Source organism: Proteus sp. fly-1089 (assembly GCF_040138965.1).
Classification (GTDB): domain Bacteria; phylum Pseudomonadota; class Gammaproteobacteria; order Enterobacterales; family Enterobacteriaceae; genus Proteus; species Proteus vulgaris_B.
Genome location: NZ_JBEETS010000001.1, coordinates 402,975 through 419,067 on the forward strand (window position 1 = coordinate 402,975; position 16,093 = coordinate 419,067).

Annotated in this window: 14 protein-coding genes; 9 read left to right on the plus strand and 5 right to left on the minus strand. The window is 34.9% G+C overall.

Annotated features, from left to right (window positions below):
- Positions 1-149 precede the first annotated feature (149 nt).
- Positions 150-530 carry a DUF2628 domain-containing protein gene (locus tag ABN080_RS01910; protein ID WP_196553190.1) on the minus strand — a complete coding sequence of 127 codons (381 nt, stop codon included), beginning with the start codon at positions 528-530 and terminating at the stop codon, positions 150-152.
- Between the two features lie 317 nt (positions 531-847).
- On the minus strand, positions 848-1,282 hold the full coding sequence (locus ABN080_RS01915; protein WP_198624721.1) for a universal stress protein: 435 nt from the start codon (positions 1,280-1,282) through the stop codon (positions 848-850).
- A 697-nt stretch (positions 1,283-1,979) separates the two neighbouring features.
- Between ABN080_RS01915 and ftnA the strand changes: the two genes are divergently transcribed.
- The 4 genes from ftnA to ABN080_RS01935 all read left to right on the plus strand — a co-directional run bounded on the left by ftnA (position 1,980) and on the right by ABN080_RS01935 (position 4,589).
- Positions 1,980-2,483, plus strand: a complete 504-nt coding sequence (gene ftnA / locus ABN080_RS01920; protein ID WP_072070414.1) for a non-heme ferritin — start codon at positions 1,980-1,982, stop codon at positions 2,481-2,483.
- A gap of 428 nt (positions 2,484-2,911) precedes the next feature.
- Complete coding sequence (gene copC, locus ABN080_RS01925) at positions 2,912-3,304, plus strand: copper homeostasis periplasmic binding protein CopC (RefSeq protein ID WP_109408636.1); 393 nt, start codon at positions 2,912-2,914, stop codon at positions 3,302-3,304.
- Positions 3,304-4,200, plus strand: coding sequence for a copper homeostasis membrane protein CopD (gene copD, locus ABN080_RS01930; protein ID WP_349440226.1), 897 nt, complete (start codon positions 3,304-3,306; stop codon positions 4,198-4,200). The genes copC and copD overlap by 1 nt, the downstream gene beginning before the upstream one ends.
- Before the next feature lie 47 nt (positions 4,201-4,247).
- Complete coding sequence (locus ABN080_RS01935) at positions 4,248-4,589, plus strand: YebY family protein (protein ID WP_349440227.1); 342 nt, start codon at positions 4,248-4,250, stop codon at positions 4,587-4,589.
- A 300-nt stretch (positions 4,590-4,889) separates the two neighbouring features.
- Here ABN080_RS01935 and ABN080_RS01940 read toward each other — a convergent pair whose 3' ends face one another.
- From ABN080_RS01940 to yebS, 3 genes are all read right to left on the minus strand, one after another.
- On the minus strand, positions 4,890-5,132 hold the full coding sequence (locus ABN080_RS01940; RefSeq protein ID WP_072070409.1) for a DUF1480 family protein: 243 nt from the start codon (positions 5,130-5,132) through the stop codon (positions 4,890-4,892).
- Positions 5,133-5,342: 210 nt separating this feature from the next.
- A complete protein-coding gene (locus ABN080_RS01945; protein WP_349438889.1) occupies positions 5,343-7,661 on the minus strand; it encodes a PqiB family protein in 2,319 nt (772 codons plus the stop codon).
- Positions 7,603-8,871, minus strand: coding sequence for a membrane integrity lipid transport subunit YebS (gene yebS, locus ABN080_RS01950; RefSeq protein ID WP_349440228.1), 1,269 nt, complete (start codon positions 8,869-8,871; stop codon positions 7,603-7,605). Before yebS ends, ABN080_RS01945 begins: the two co-directional genes overlap by 59 nt.
- A 266-nt stretch (positions 8,872-9,137) precedes the next feature.
- Here yebS and msrC point away from each other — a divergent pair, with 266 nt between their 5' ends.
- The 5 genes from msrC to htpX all read left to right on the plus strand — a co-directional run bounded on the left by msrC (position 9,138) and on the right by htpX (position 16,041).
- Positions 9,138-9,635, plus strand: coding sequence for a free L-methionine (R)-S-oxide reductase MsrC (gene msrC, locus ABN080_RS01955; protein WP_115349612.1), 498 nt, complete (start codon positions 9,138-9,140; stop codon positions 9,633-9,635).
- A gap of 95 nt (positions 9,636-9,730) precedes the next feature.
- Positions 9,731-10,423, plus strand: coding sequence for an RNA chaperone ProQ (gene proQ, locus ABN080_RS01960; RefSeq protein ID WP_196553185.1), 693 nt, complete (start codon positions 9,731-9,733; stop codon positions 10,421-10,423).
- 19 nt (positions 10,424-10,442) lie between these two features.
- Positions 10,443-12,503, plus strand: coding sequence for a carboxy terminal-processing peptidase (prc, locus tag ABN080_RS01965; protein WP_072070400.1), 2,061 nt, complete (start codon positions 10,443-10,445; stop codon positions 12,501-12,503).
- 889 nt (positions 12,504-13,392) lie between these two features.
- The gene (locus ABN080_RS01970) at positions 13,393-14,745 is read left to right on the plus strand and encodes an OprD family outer membrane porin (RefSeq protein ID WP_197269322.1); all 1,353 of its coding nucleotides are present in this window, start codon (positions 13,393-13,395) and stop codon (positions 14,743-14,745) included.
- A gap of 417 nt (positions 14,746-15,162) precedes the next feature.
- On the plus strand, positions 15,163-16,041 hold the full coding sequence (gene htpX / locus ABN080_RS01975; RefSeq protein ID WP_072070398.1) for a protease HtpX: 879 nt from the start codon (positions 15,163-15,165) through the stop codon (positions 16,039-16,041).
- The last annotated feature ends 52 nt before the right edge of the window (positions 16,042-16,093 follow it).

A 16,093-nucleotide genomic window follows, 5' to 3' on the forward strand; every position in this document is an offset into this window, starting at 1 on the left:
ATTATAGCATTGACTAGAATTTCTCTGATTAGGAAAATGAATTTTTATGAAGGAAATAGAAGGAATTGTAGTGTTGTAGTAAAAAGGATTAGAGGAATATAAAAACTAAAGGGGTAAATTACCCCTTTGATATTGCTATAGAAAAATTATTATAGAACACCTTCAAAAGGGTTCCAGCTTTGATCATTCTTAGTTTCTTTTAAATAATAAGCATAGTTAGCTGTCATTGCCCACAAAATATTAATGGCAATACCAATGGCATTGATTACACCATTATTTACAGGTAAGAAACCGATAATAGTAAAAATAGCAATGTTAATGGCAAATAATGTTAATGCTTTACGCCACAAACCTAAAATAAGAAAATAAATAAAACCAAAGAAAAAGGCCCAGATATTCATTCCAATGAGAATGCGTTTACCAAAGGATAGTTCTTTATAAGCAGCTTTAAATTCAGGGGTTTTAGGTGAGCCATATTTATCAAAAAATGAAAAACGCTCTTGCCATTTTTCAGAATACTCTTTATTCATGTTAATTCCTTTTACCGATATTGATTACACTTGGTTTTTTATAGTAGGAAAAGTATCTTTACATAAATTCACATGATGAACAATATAAAAGTATTAATAAATTATTAATATATATGTTTGTATAGTAACTGTTAATACACTCTTTTTTCTTCTTGTTTTTTAATAATAATCTTATTGTTTAAAGATATATTGTTAATAATTACTCTTAAAAATAAGAATAATAAAATAAAATATTATTTTGAGTTAATTTTGCGGAATAAAAAATAAGAAATCTGGTTTATGGCTTATACCAGATTTCTTATAAGAGAATAAAGTAATTAACGGACAACTAATACTGATGATTCAGCATAGCTAACAACAGATGATGCGGTAGAACCGAGGAGATAAGTTTTCATGCCAGGGTTACGAGAACCGATGACAATTAATTCTGCTTGAATTTTTTTCGCTGTTTCTAAAATTTTATCGCGAGGATTACCAATGGAAACATAAAATTGAGAGGTACTGTTAGAAATGTCAATATGCGATAAGTTTTCTTTTAGCGTAGATAACGCAATTTCAATACGTTGTTTGTCACTTGCTAGCCTGTCTTGGCCTGCAAATGCAAATCCAACAAAAGACTCGTAACTTGGGATCACAGATAAAAAATGAATATTCAGTTTGTCGGCGACAGATAATGCTTTTAGATGAGAAACAACCTTGTCCAATAAACCAAGCTCTGTAAAATCAACGGGTACTAACACTGTTTTTGTCATAGTGGCTCCTAATTAACCTTTATTATGATTAGGGCTTTAATACTAAATTTTTACACATACAACTTTGAGTTACCTACTAATCTTATCAGCCAAAACCAAAAACTGTATAAAAATTACAAATATTTTTATTTTTTGAGAGTTGTGTGTTTTTTTACATGCAAAAAATGAAAAAACCGCAGTAATTTAAGAGGATGGGGCGCAATGGAGCAAACTAGAAATAAGTGTTAATAAAATAGATTAATTTACAGGTGATAATTAGTTTTTTTTATATCCAAATTAAAATGAATATATATAAAAGAAGAGGGGATTTAAATAGAGGTATAAATAGAGGTATAAATAGAGTGAGGAATTGAAAATAGAAAATAACAATTGAATTTTGCCACTTTATTCTTATTTTATAAAAGCTAAACACTTCTATAAGCTAAAATAATTAAATTAATATTATCATTCAATTTAAAATAATGACTATTTATTACAATGGGTTACGATTTTTTATTTTTTTTACCATTAATGATAATAATTAGCATTTAACTTTTGTTGAAATAATAAAATCATATTGTAAATGAGATTGGTTTTTATTTTTGTTACGTATTGAATAATTAAAAAAATAAATAAACTCTATTTAAATAGCTATATTTTTATTTTTAAGTGTGCATAATATCCGTAATGTTAATTTTCCTCGTAAAGGACGTAAAATATGTTACATCAAGATATGATTAATAAATTGAATGAACAGCTAAATTTAGAGTTTTATTCAGCAAATCTTTATTTACAAATGAGTGCTTGGTGCGACGATAAAGGATTTGATGGTGCAGCTAAGTTTTTAAAAGCACATTCTCGTGAAGAAATGGAGCATATGCATCGCTTATTTGATTATTTAAGTGATACAGGTGCGATGCCTTTACTTGGTGCAATTGAAGCGCCTCCATCAGAATTTTCATCACTCTCTGAATTGTTCGATAAAACTTACGAGCATGAAAAACATATTACAGCTGAAATTAATAAATTAGCTCATGTAGCGATGACTACTCAAGATTATTCAACCTTTAACTTCTTACAATGGTATGTTGCAGAGCAGCATGAAGAAGAAAAATTATTTAAGTCGATCTTAGATAAATTAGCAATGGTTGGTGACAGTGGTAAAGCTTTATTCTTGTTAGATAAAGATCTGAATACATTATCAACATCTGCACATGTCTAATTATTAATAAAGCTTCAGATAGCCTAAGTTAATAAATGAATTATTACGCCCTGCTATGAGTAAATAGCAGGGCGTTATTTATTCTTCTGTATTAGTTCCCTTTCTATTCTTATCTTTTATCTCTTTCTTTACTTACACTGGTTTTTTATCCTGAATGTGTTTTGGATGTTATTTATACAGGATGTTTATTTTACGTTTAACTTAATTTGGTTATGTATTGAACTGTTTAGACTGTCAATATGGGTATTATATTTCTTTGAAATGTAAAAATGGGTGATATTTGAAACAGAAACTGCTCTAAATAATATATATTTTGAGTGCTAGTTCACAACCTTTTATTTCTAATATGAAGAAGCGGAGATCTTGACGTAAATTTGCTATAAAATATTTCCATAAATAAAAAATCACCTGTAATTTAAGAGGTTATTATGTCATTAAATACACTTAAGACATCTTGGGGTAAATTATCAGCTATTGCGGTTTTATTCTTAGGTATGTCATATCAACAAGCATTAGCTCACGCACATTTAAAATCACAGTTACCTGCTGAAGGCGCGGCTATTGAACAGTCACAAGCACCTAAAGTTATCACGCTAGATTTTTCTGAAGGCATAGAACTTGCTTTTAGTAAAATTAAAGTAACAAATGCTGAAGGCAAAGAAATCACAGTAGGAAAACTGAGTTTAGATCCTGTTAACAACACTAAATTATTATTACCTTTAGAAAGTGATCTGGCTGAAGGTAATTATTTAGTTGATTGGAATGTGGTTTCTGTTGATGGACACAAGACAAAAGGTTCTTATCAATTTAGTGTAAAATAATGACACCTGAAGACGTTTATATTTTATGCCGTTTCTTTCATTTTGTGGCCGTCATGTTTATGTTCGGACTGAGCTTTTCGGCCGCCATTCTTGCAAAAGATAAGTTTATACCTCTTATTCAGGTTCGTTTACGCCCTGCATTAGCCATCAGCACTATTACAGTCTTTATTACGACTTATCTATGGATGGCTATGCAATCTGGCATTATGGGTGATGGATGGGAGGATGCTTGGTCATTTGAAATATGGAAAGCGGTATTAGGTACTTCATTTGGACAGATTTGGCAATGGCAGTTGATATTAGCAACTCTTGCTTTAGCTGTATTATTTATACACCAACGTTATATTCGTAATTTCTCTTTATTAATAATTGCGTCAATTATGTTGATCCTACATGCGTCTATCGGACATGGCGCCATGTTTACAGGATCAGAAGCAACCCTTTATAAAGTTAATCAAAGTATTCATCTTATTAGTGCTGCGTATTGGTTTGGCGGTTTATGGCCATTTGTTGCTTGTTTACAATTTTTGCGTAATAAAGATGAACTTGCAGAAGGGATGATCAAGCCAATTATTGGCACAATGAAGAGATTTTCACTATTTGGTCATGTTGCTGTTTTATTGGTTACCATCACAGGTATTATTAGTGCTGTTATGCTCATTCCAGGGTGGCCTGTAATACACTTATCATCAGAATATCAAAGCATGTTATGGCTTAAAATCAGTTTAGTTGTGCTAATGCTAGGTTTAGCTGTAATTAATCGTTATGTTTTGGTGCCTCATATTCGTAAGAAAAATAATTTTCAGTGGTTGCTAATTAATAGCTGGTTTGAACTATTACTTGGAACTATGGTTATTTTTACTGTTGCCATCTTTGCGATTAACTCACCTGTATAGATTGTTATATAATCGTAAAAATCTAATTTATTAAGTGAGATATAAACATGAAACGTTTTGTATTGACGGTAATGTTAATGCTTTTCTCTTTTCAAGCATTTTCTGCTTCAATTTCCACAGTGAGTAAGCTTCAATTTGGTGACGATTGGCCATTTACTCGAGAAGAGGTGATGCTTAATTGCCGTACTGATGGCGCTTGGTTTGTGATTAATCCCGCAACATTAGTTCAGTATCCACTTAATGAAATTGCTATGAAACAGATGGAAAGTGGAAAAGTTAAGGCACAGCTAATTGATATTATTTTACTTCCAGATCCTAATTCTCCTGAAAAGAAAAAATCAGTAGAAGCTATTCAAGGTGCATTTAAAGCACTTTGCGAAAGTAATTAATCAAATGATTAATAACTGAAGGTGAGGATTTTATTTCTATTTTATTGATTTAATAAATAAATTTTACTTGAGATTATTTTTTGAATAGAAAAGAGTGTGTTATTGAGTCGTTTACTGGATATTTACATATTGTTAGCTAATATTTAACAGTAGGTTGTGAAATAGAAAGGTCTGAGTTAGTCCTAGATTTTTTTTACGCAGTAATCAGTAATTACTTTTTAGCGCACGGCTCGCAATGAGCCTTTTCCCTAAGCCAGATAAATGATTTATCTGGCTTTTTTTATATCGTTTTAGCATCTCTTATGCCACTTTTAAGATCCAGTGGTGGTTTTCTTTGTCATAAGCATGACGATAAAGCAGAATATTTTTATCTTTCAATTGAGCCGGAATGCTCGTGTTTTCATCCCATCCATCTAGTTGCATGCAAAACTCTGTATCATAATCACATGGAATATGAATGTAAGTTAATTGATTATCGGAAGAGTGTTTTAAAGTAATATCTTCAATTTCATAGCAAGCAATTTTTAACGTTGTTTTTTTCATATTATAACTCCAGTTTAGGCGATGTTTTGTTGTGTTCCGCTATGTTTCATTGGTGGCATTTATTCTGAATAATGCTTTTCGACCAAACAAAATCAAGCATAGTATAAATGGAATCTATTTCCAAAATATATTTCACAAATAAAAAAAGCGGATCATTTTTTGTGATCCGCTTTAAATAACTAGCAGTAAGTAAGGGAGAATTATCTTATTTTATGGCTTTGGTATCGCAGTTCCCCATTCATCCCAATCTTTAGGCTCTTTTGCATTTAAAATGAAATTCTGCTCCTGTTTCGCTTTTGACTGTAGTGGCGTAGAAGGTGGCGTTGCAAATGTAATACCTCCACGTATAAATTGTTTAAATGTCCCGCTTCGTATAACGCCTCCCGTTAAACCAAAGGAGAAGTTATATCCAGAAGAGAGCCAGAATTCGGTATTATTTCTAACAAGATATTGATATTTTTTACTAATTCGAATGTGAATTAAAACTCTATCAGACATGTTCCCTAACTCAAGCCCTGTCACAGCACCAACTTCAAGACCTCGATAATAAATCGGCGTACCAATTTGTACTGAGCCGGCTTCTGTAGCATTTAAGACAAGATTTAATCCATCAAGATAGCGAGAGTCTGTAATGTTAGATGTTTGAAGTTCAAATTGACGATAAACGCCACCATTACCAGGTTCTGCTTTAATATATGGCTGAATTAGAGAGTCTAGATTATCTAATCCTGACGCTGTTAGCTCTGGTGTGACAACCGCAAAGCGACTACCTGATCTTGCGAATGTTTTTACGTAATCAGGGTAGAGTACTGCTGAAACCGTCACGGCTTTTCTATCTGGTGAGAGGAGCAGTGATTCAACCTGACCAATATCAATGCCTAAATAACGAATAGGCATGCCTTCAGAAAGCTTACTAGCATCGTAAGTTTTTAAAGTGATTTGAGCACCAATAGCCCTAGCACTAGTTTCTGACGAATAGAGTTTGTAACGTGAGGCGTTATTGTTGATATTTTCAAAGTTATCGAAGCTAATAGCACCTTTTAAGGCGCGATTTAATGGTGTCGCTTCAACAGTCAATCCTGAACCATTGACGGAAACTTTTGCAGCACCTTCAGTCCAGAAAACACTTTTTTCAGTAAGAAGGTGGCGATATTGTTTGGAAATATAAACGTCAATATCAAACTCATTAATTAATGGCCTGACATCAGTGATTTCACCAACTTGAAATTGATGGTAAAGCACGACAGAGCCTTTTTGAATACCTGGAAGGCTGGAGGCTTTTAGCGTTAATGTCACTGGTAATTCATTACCATTGATGCTTGCTTTAGCAAAAAAATCATTGCGATACAGACGGTACTGTTCTTTAGGAGTACCTTTGTTACCTTGAATAAGATGAATACCGCCCTCAAGCCATTCTTGAGGAGAAGCACCTTGAATATCAATGCCATTCAAGCCCATATTGACGTTTATTCGGCTATTGGCAACAAACTTACTGTTCTCATAAATATAATGTTTATATTCAGGGGCGATAATAGCATCGAAGATAACGCCATCATCACTTATATTACGTTGTATAACTTGGCCAATTGTAATGCCTCTAAAGAGAATAGGCTGTCCTGCATCGACCCCCCAACTTTCTTCACTAGTTAGAGAAAGAATTAGCCCATCTTCACCATATATTGCTTTACCCGCCTCAACAGAGGTAGCTGATTGTAAAACAAACTGTTGGTTCTCTTGTGCAGGTTGACTATTTTCTGGAGAGTCAAAGGCTATCGCACCATTAATCAAAGCAGAAACGCTTTCCATTTTAATGGATACGCCACTTTTTAAATTAAAATTGCCTTGGAATCCAGAGACATTCCAAAAATGGCTGTCTTGACGAATTAAGTGTGCGTATTGTTTATCAATACTTAATTCAATAAAAACACCTTGGTTGTCAGGACGAATTGCGTAGCTATAAACTTTCCCTACAGGAACTTGGCGGTAATAAACTTGAGAATCAACATTAAGTGATCCCAGCTTATCCGCTGTTAAGGTAATTAATTGCTGATTTTTATCAATATTTGCTTGAGGACGCACTTCTTGAGCAATAAATTTAAACTGCTTTTCACCATCACCGGGTAGCATACTGATGTAGTTACCACCCACTAAGGCATCTAGCCCAGATACACCTGATAGGCTTGCTTTAGGTGTAACAAGCCAAAATTGCGTATTTTTCCGTAATGCGGTGGCAAGGCTTTTTCGTACATCAGCTGTAACAATAACTCTGCGTAAGTCATCACTTAGGGTGACATCTTTAACGATCCCTACGTCAACGCCTTGATAACGGATTGGTGTTCTACCAGAGACAATCCCTGAAGCAGATTGAAAATCAATCGTAATTTGTACGCCTTTATCTTGCCAATGTTGGAATAGCAACCAACTTGCAATAAAAATGGCGATAACAGGGAGTAGCCAAAATGTCGAAATTCTACGCTTGCGGCGTATTTGGGCTTGTGTTTCCTGAGCGTCGTTTTCTTCGTGTTGCATAAGTATCCCATAGTAAACGACTATCCAACCATTCAACGGCAAGGATAGTAAGAATAACCGCAGTACCAAAATAAAAAGCTGCTGGACCCATTGTAAACGTCATCAGTTGATCTCGATTAATTAATGACATCATCAGTGCGATCACAAAGAGATCAAGCATTGACCATCGTCCTATCCAAGAGACAAAACGGTATAATTTCATACGAAATAGAGGGTGAATGTTAGAATTAAAATGAATACTCAACAATAGACCCAACATAATAATAACTTTGAAAAAAGGCACGAAAATACTGGCAATAAAAACGATAATAGCAATAGGGGTATTACCTGAATTTACCAAGGCAATGACGCCAGAAAAAATGGTATCTTCGGTGCGTTGACCATTTAAATAAAAAATAGAAATAGGCAATAAATTTGCAGGTAATAATAAAATAATCGCTGCAATTAATGCTGCCCATGTTTTCTGCAAACTCATTGGTTGTCTTGGGGTGTAGCAAGATTTACAACGTGGGCAATGTGTCGAAGGCATTTTTTTAAAATGATAATGGCAAGCATGACATGTTGCAGGACTGCGCTGGATCTCTTTTTGTGGATAAAATTGTTGCCAAAGTTGGTCCATATTAATGTTAATTAACATCAATAAGCTTAGTAGCATTAAAGAAACAAAAGCAATTAATCCATTGCCAATATAAACTGTGGCGTAATCACCTAATTTTATTGTTGCAACACCCAGCCCAATCAAATAAACATCTAACATTACCCACTCTTTTAATTTGCCAAGCATTAAAAGTACTGGACGCAAATTTAAACGTAAACGCGAACCTAAATGAAGATATAAAATAGCAATAGGAAGGCTGAGAGGGGCGGCGACAGCACAAAAGAGAACCATAGTTGCAGTAAGAGGAGCGCCTTGCTCTGACATCATGCGAATACCATCAAGCACATTGGTTGTTATCATTGTGCCCAATAAATGAATTTTGATTAATGGTTGGGTAAATGCAATAGATGCCAAGATTAGCATTGTAATCGACAAAATGAGTAAGCGAGTAAGTGACCAATCTCGATAAGAGGCAAGCTTAGCTTGGCAACGAGGACAGTACGCATCTTCTCCACGCTTAAGCGCAAGAGGGAGTGCCACAAGATGGTCACATTCTTGACAGCGTATTGATTTTATTTCGTTAATTGCGATATTGTTCTCAGTGTTGCTCATTAATTCGCCTAAGTTAGCTTTCTTAAGAGTTATCGTTTGATTAAGCTAAAAAAAAGTACCTATACTCAATGGTTCACAAGTTATCATTTTTATTATATTTATGCCTTTCATTTTACAATAATAAGAGTCTGAATTTTTTTGTAGATGTTAAGAGAGTTTTATCGTTTTTTTACCCAATTCTTGAAAATGGAGTATTCAACCTCAAGATAAAATAGGCTAAATTACGAGTATGTTATCTATTTTAGTTATGTAAATAGGGTTTAATGATGCCAAATTCGCTTTTTTATCAGGAACTCACTGATAATTTGTCAGCCTTGTTGTCTGGTGAAAATGATCTTATCGCATCACTTGCTAATACCAGCGCACTTCTTTTCGAAAAGTTAGATACGATAAATTGGGTTGGGTTTTATCTTAATGATGGTGACTCATTAGTTCTTGGTCCATTCCAAGGTAAAATTGCTTGTGTCAGGATAGGTTTTGGAAAAGGAGTTTGCGGAACTGCATACTCCGAAAACAGAATTTTAAGAGTGGATGACGTTCATCAATTTAGTGGACATATTGCTTGTGACAGTGCAAGTCAGTCTGAAATTGTTCTACCTCTAGAGGTAAATGGACAAATTATCGGCGTTCTCGATATTGATAGCCCTATTTTTAATCGTTTTGATAAAAAAGATGAAAATGGGCTTAAAGCGTTGTGTGACGTGCTCTGCGAGCATTTAAAAACTTGTCATACAGCAAAATATTGTGAATTTTGTGTAAGTTAACAGGCGTTTGCCATAGAAATTGTTGGCAACACTATTATAATGTCGCTTGTTCATGCCTGCGCTGGTTGGCAAAACCGTTGTAATCAGGAAATTTCATGGAAAATCAACCTAAGTTGAATAGTAGTAAAGAAATCATCGCTTTTTTAGCTGAACGTTTCCCTAAGTGTTTTATTGCTGAGGGCGAAGCTCGCCCTTTGAAAGTTGGCATTTTTCAAGATCTTGTTGAAGCTCTAAAAGATGAAGCTGAATTAAGCAAAACACAGTTACGTTCTGCATTACGCTTATATACCTCAAGTTGGCGCTACCTTTATGGAGTTAAAGAAGGGGCAAAACGTGTCGATTTGGATGGTAATGACTGCGGCGAACTGGAAGCTGAGCATATTGAACATGCTCGTACACAATTAGCAGAAGCCAAGGCGCGCGTTCAAGCTCAAAGAGCTGAACAACGTGCTAAAAAGCGCGAAGCTGAAGGTGATAAGGAGACCAGTAAGCGTCCGGCAGCGAAAAAGCCAAATAATACGCGTCGTCAGCCACCTAAAGACGGTGAAAAACGGCAGCCTCGTCCTCAAAAAGCGGCTCAAGCTCCTCGTAAAGCACCACGCCAAAATACTGAAAAGTTAATTCCAGTAACAGACACATCAGTTCTTACTGTTGGTCAATCGCTGAAAGTTAACGTCGGTAGTAGCGTGATGAATGCGACAGTGCTAGAGATAGCAAAAGAGGGTGTACGTGTACAATTGCCTAACGGTTTGGCAATGAATGTACGCACGGAACATTTAAAGTTCTGATACGGAGGCCAACCAGAGCATGAACAAACTTTTAAATGTGGCTTTTGCAATCGGATTAACATTAACAGGTACTTCTGTTGTGATGGCTGAGAAACCAGCCACTCCAGCAATGGCAACTATTGATCAGTTACCCGAATTAAAGCAAGAGCCACAACACTCTACTGTAAGCGAGCGAGTAACCTCTCGTTTTGAACGCTCTCATTATCGCCAGTTTTCTCTAGATGCGAGCTTTTCTGAAAAAATATTTAATCGCTATCTTAATTTATTAGACTATAGCCACAATGTATTGCTTGCGTCTGATATAGCCCAATTTGATAAAGAAAAAACCAAAGTGGGTGAATACCTGAAAAAAGGCGATCTTCAACCCCTTTATGATCTCTTCAATTTAGCGCAAAAAAGACGTTTTGAACGTTTTCAATATGCGTTAGATCGTATCAATAAGCCAATAGATTTAACCGGTCAGGATAAGTTTGAGTTAGATAGAACGAAAGCGCCATGGCCTCAAACTCAAGCTGAATTAGATAAGCTTTGGGATGAAAAAGTTAAATATGATTGGTTAACACTGAAATTATCTGAAAAAACAGACAGTGAAATTAAAGAAACGTTGACTAAGCGCTATAAAGCCGCTTTGCGTCGTCAAACACAAAGCCAAAGTGAAGACGTTTTTCAAATTATTATGTCGGCATTTGCCCGCGAAATCGATCCTCATACCAGTTATTTATCACCAAGAAATACAGAAGCATTCGATTCTGAAATGAGCCTTTCATTAGAAGGCATTGGTGCTGTATTACAAATGGATGATGATTATCCGATGATCAACTCGATGGTGACCGGAGGACCGGCTGCAAAAAGTAAAGAGTTGAAAGTCGGTGATAAAATTATCGCCGTAGGCCAACAAAATAAACCGATGGTAGACGTTGTCGGTTGGCGACTTGATGATATTGTTGCCTTGATTAAAGGCCCGAAAGGTAGTCAAGTTAAGTTGGAAGTTATCTCTGATGAGAAAGGCGCTAAACCAAGAACAATCACGATAGTGAGAGAACAGATCCGTTTAGAAGACCGAGCGGTTAAATTGACAGAAAAAGTTATTAATGGTGATAAAGTCGCTATTTTAGATATTCCAAGCTTCTATGTTGGTTTAACTAATGATGTTAAAACTCAATTGCAAAAAGTAGCAAAAGATAATGTATCGTCATTAGTTATTGATTTACGTGGTAACGGTGGTGGTGCTTTAACTGAAGCCATTTCACTGTCAGGATTATTTATTCCAAGTGGCCCTGTGGTACAAGTTAGAGATAATAATGGTCGTGTAAGACAAGATTTTGATAGGGACGATGTTGTTTATTACAAAGGTCCATTAGTTGTTATTGTAAACCGTTTTAGTGCTTCAGCTTCTGAAATTTTTGCGGCTGCTATGCAAGATTATGGGCGTGCTTTGATTGTTGGTGAACAGACATTTGGTAAAGGAACGGTTCAGCAATATCGCCCTCTAACGCGAGTTTACGATCAAATGCTTAGCCCTGATTGGCCAGGCTTAGGTTCAGTACAATACACTATCCAAAAATTCTATCGAATTAATGGTGGTAGTACTCAGCTTAAAGGGGTAACACCTGATTTATTATTACCAAGTTTTGATAGTGCTGAAATGGGCGAGAGCTTTGAAGATAACGCATTACCTTGGGATAGTATTTCTCCAGCTAGTTATCAGTTATCTGAATACTCAGATAAATTGAAAACAGCGTTAGCGCCATTAACGGAGCAGCACACTAAACGTATAGCAAGCGACAGAGAATTCTCATATATTTTTGATGATATTCAACGTTACAATGATGCTAAAGCAAAAGGTGAAGATAAATTTGTTATCCTGAATTTTGCTGAAAGAGAGAAAGAAAACAAAGAGCTAGAAACTATTAAATTAAATCGTATTAATGAGCGTTTTAAATTAGAAGGTAAGCCTTTGTTAAAGTCACTTGATGATTTACCTAAGGATTATGAAGGGCCAGATCCTTATTTAGATGAGACTGCAAAAATCGCAGTTGATCTTTCAAAAGTACTTAAGCCGAAAAAACTATTAAATTAAAGTATTCGTTTTAAAGTCGGTATTTATTGCAGCCCCCAATAATTGGATAATCAATTACTGGGGGCTTTTTTATATCTTAATACAGCCAAGATTTAAGGACTACTATTATCAATCAATGTGCATCTGGTGAGTTATTAAAAGCATTTTTAATAAAATAGATTATGTATTTTCTAGCGATAATCTTAATGTTGTTTCTCAATACACTTTAATGACCCCCTCTATTAAGTTACCAGTAACATTAATCATTATTAACGTTACTGGCATTTTATAATACATAAAAATTTAAATTTTTTGTTACGTCACTTAATTTTTAATTCAAAATAAAGTTTAAATAAGTATTACGAGATATAAAAAGAATAGCTTGATTATTTATTGTGACTTAATTCACATTTAATGATTTGTTTATTGCAATAAATGTAACATGTTGTGACAATGGTCGCGTAAACTGACATAAAATTACTATAGCATACAGTTTATGAACTTTTTGTGTCACTTTGGCTCGCCATCACAGTAGCTAAAAATTATTGTCTAAATAGTGAATTATCATTGTTGATACATTGAGAATACGTTATTAGAGTAGCAATTAGTGATTTAAATATTATATTTTCAAACTCAGGCTTTCTACGTAAGGGATAATATCTAAACGTCCAATAAACTATAGTTTGTTTAAAAAACTTCTATTAAGAGAAAATAAGTAAATACCAATGTGGCGAAATAGTCATATTGAATTTTTTATGCCAAAAAATGACTTAGTGTTTAAAATTACTGCAACAATAATTTAAACAAGGGTAACTTTTTAGCTAAATATAAAAATGGTACTTTGTTGAGCTTATGGAATATAAGTCAATATAAATTAATTAAAAATATTTATTAACCAGGTTTTATTAAAATGAAAGTAAAAAGAATTGCGTTGCTTATGTTATCCCCTTGTTTTTTGGCTGTGAGTGCTGCGAATGCTGGAAATTGGGAAGACTCAATTAAAGAAAACTCATTGATCTCAGATTCTGAGTTAGAACTTTCTACTATTAATATGTGGAAATACTTAAAAACTGAAAACCGTTTTGATAAAGAAGAGCAACGTTATAGAAAACAAGTTGCCAATGCTTGGGGACAAAACTTTCAAGCAGATTTCAGATCTGGTTATTTAGGTGGCATTCTCGGATTTGATGTCTCTTATTATGGTGGTATCAAATTAGGTGCAAGTAAAGACTTCGCCTCTCGTGCAATTTTATATAATGATGATGGTGATGCAAAAGGCTATAACAAAATTGGTCAACGTTTCGCAAAAGTTAAATTTGATTTAGATCCTGTTTTAATTAACGGTAAAGCAGGTTGGTTTACGCTGAAAAATACGGGTATTTTTACTAACTCACAGCGCTTATCATTAAACAGTTATAATGGTTATGCTACCAACACTGCAATGGGTGATTGGAGCTTAGATTTACTGTTTCTTGATGGTAAAGTAATGCGTCGTGATAGCCCAAATATCGACAGAATGTATTTCAGTGATGGTAATGGTGTCAGACACAATATCGATCATGTGTTAACTGGTGGAATTAACTATAACTCTAAACCGTTAAAAGTATTTTATTTCTATGGTCAGGCGGATGATGTGTTCCGTCAACAAGGCTTAGAAGCAAAATATAAACTAACCTCAGATGTGACGATTGGTGGTGTTGTTTATTATCACGATTATGGTAGTGAAGGTAAGCGTACATTAAGTGATGCTAATAAAGGTAAGCGTAATTTTGATAATGATGCATGGCACTTTGCAGGTACGATGGAATGGCGAATTCCTGAGTCACCATGGACATTGCGTACAGGTGTGACTTATACCGATGCTGAGAAAGCAAATGGTGTTGGTCAATTTGCACGTAACCCAATAGGTAATACTCGTGGACGCTTTAACTCACCAGCTTACGCTGATATTGACTATGTACGTGATGGTGAAGTTATGGGGGCATTGGAAGCTGAATACAGAATTAGTAAAGAGCTGTCAATTGGTGCACGCACTAACTATAGTGAATTCAGTTATTCAGGTGAAAGATTAAAACAAGGACAGTTTGGTTTATTTAGCTATTGGAAACCAACAAAAAATCTTTCTGTTTCTTTAAGTGGTGGTATCGGTTGGCACCACCAGCAAGAAAACGATTACACCACACCAAAATTGTATGATGGTCATTCACAACGAGCACATTCATTATCAGGCTCAATGACAACCACATATCGTTTTAAAATGTAATTAGTTTATAGCGTTAATTACGCTATTGCTTGTTTCATGTGCACGATTTGTATTATTTACAAGTCGTGCACAAAGAGCATAGCGACAGTTAGCTCGACGATAATAGTGTCCCATTTATATGCTAATCTATTTCACTTTTTATGATGAGTTTATTATTGATAGGTATAAGGTTATAAATCCTTCTCTTTAGCTAAATAATACGAAAAGTTATCCCGCCTATTTTAGATCACCCATCTTTTTTCAGTTTTAAATAATGCCCAATAAGTAGGTAATTAAATCCTATTTTTTTATCAAAATGTAAAGTTATACTGTTTTTAGTATTAAATACGTTAAAAGACTTGATAAAATTCAAAAAAGCCTTATTTATAAGATAGTTTTTGCAATGTGATAATTAGATAAAATAGGAACAGTATCAATATGATGAGAATTGCGTTATTCCTTTTAACAAACTTAGCTGTAATGTTTGTTTTTGGGATCATCTTATCTTTAACCGGTATACAAGGTCGCAGTGTTCAAGGTTTGATGATCATGGCGGGTTTGTTTGGTTTTGGTGGTGCATTTATTTCACTGTTAATGTCAAAATGGATGGCATTACGTTCAGTGGGTGGTCAAGTTATCGAAAACCCAACTTCAGAAGTAGAGCGTTGGTTATTAGATACGGTAAGACGCCAATCTGAACAAGTCGGTATTAAAATGCCACAAGTGGCTATTTATGATGCACCTGATATTAATGCTTTTGCGACAGGCGCTCGTCGTGACGCTTCGCTGGTGGCTGTAAGTACAGGATTGTTAGCCAATATGAGTCGTGATGAGGCAGAAGCGGTTATTGCTCACGAAATTAGCCACGTTGCTAATGGTGATATGATAACCATGACCTTGCTTCAGGGGGTTGTGAATACCTTCGTTATCTTTATTTCGCGTATCATTGCACAATTCGTTGCTAACTTTATTTCGAGTGATGAAGAGAGTGAAAATAGCAATGGTAACCCATGGGTTTATATGGGGGTTTCAATGGTACTGGAAATTGTATTTGGTATTCTGGCAAGCATTATTACCATGTGGTTCTCTCGTTACCGTGAATTCCATGCAGATGCGGGATCGGCAAAACTTGTTGGTCGCGAGAAGATGATTGCAGCACTACAACGTTTAAAAACGAGTTATGAGCCACAAGAAGAGAGCAGTATGATGGCTTTCTGCATTAATGGCCGTAATAAGTCATTTAGTGAATTATTTTTATCTCACCCACCATTAGACAAGCGTATTGAAGCACTACGCAATGGTGAGTATCTAAAATAAAAATATTAAAGGCGATAAATTAACGCCAATGTTTAAACGCTCAATATGATCA

What these genes read in the sequence shown, in the direction of transcription:
- ABN080_RS01940 (WP_072070409.1), bottom strand. Translation starts at nt 5,132, where the DNA reads ATGAAAAAAACAACGTTAAAAATTGCTTGCTATGAAATTGAAGATATT.
- copD (WP_349440226.1), top strand. Translation starts at nt 3,304, where the DNA reads ATGACACCTGAAGACGTTTATATTTTATGCCGTTTCTTTCATTTTGTG.
- ABN080_RS01945 (WP_349438889.1), bottom strand. Translation starts at nt 7,661, where the DNA reads ATGCAACACGAAGAAAACGACGCTCAGGAAACACAAGCCCAAATACGC.
- ABN080_RS01915 (WP_198624721.1), bottom strand. Translation starts at nt 1,282, where the DNA reads ATGACAAAAACAGTGTTAGTACCCGTTGATTTTACAGAGCTTGGTTTA.
- htpX (WP_072070398.1), top strand. Translation starts at nt 15,163, where the DNA reads ATGATGAGAATTGCGTTATTCCTTTTAACAAACTTAGCTGTAATGTTT.
- ABN080_RS01935 (WP_349440227.1), top strand. Translation starts at nt 4,248, where the DNA reads ATGAAACGTTTTGTATTGACGGTAATGTTAATGCTTTTCTCTTTTCAA.
- proQ (WP_196553185.1), top strand. Translation starts at nt 9,731, where the DNA reads ATGGAAAATCAACCTAAGTTGAATAGTAGTAAAGAAATCATCGCTTTT.
- msrC (WP_115349612.1), top strand. Translation starts at nt 9,138, where the DNA reads ATGCCAAATTCGCTTTTTTATCAGGAACTCACTGATAATTTGTCAGCC.
- yebS (WP_349440228.1), bottom strand. Translation starts at nt 8,871, where the DNA reads ATGAGCAACACTGAGAACAATATCGCAATTAACGAAATAAAATCAATA.
- ftnA (WP_072070414.1), top strand. Translation starts at nt 1,980, where the DNA reads ATGTTACATCAAGATATGATTAATAAATTGAATGAACAGCTAAATTTA.
- ABN080_RS01970 (WP_197269322.1), top strand. Translation starts at nt 13,393, where the DNA reads ATGAAAGTAAAAAGAATTGCGTTGCTTATGTTATCCCCTTGTTTTTTG.
- copC (WP_109408636.1), top strand. Translation starts at nt 2,912, where the DNA reads ATGTCATTAAATACACTTAAGACATCTTGGGGTAAATTATCAGCTATT.
- prc (WP_072070400.1), top strand. Translation starts at nt 10,443, where the DNA reads ATGAACAAACTTTTAAATGTGGCTTTTGCAATCGGATTAACATTAACA.
- ABN080_RS01910 (WP_196553190.1), bottom strand. Translation starts at nt 530, where the DNA reads ATGAATAAAGAGTATTCTGAAAAATGGCAAGAGCGTTTTTCATTTTTT.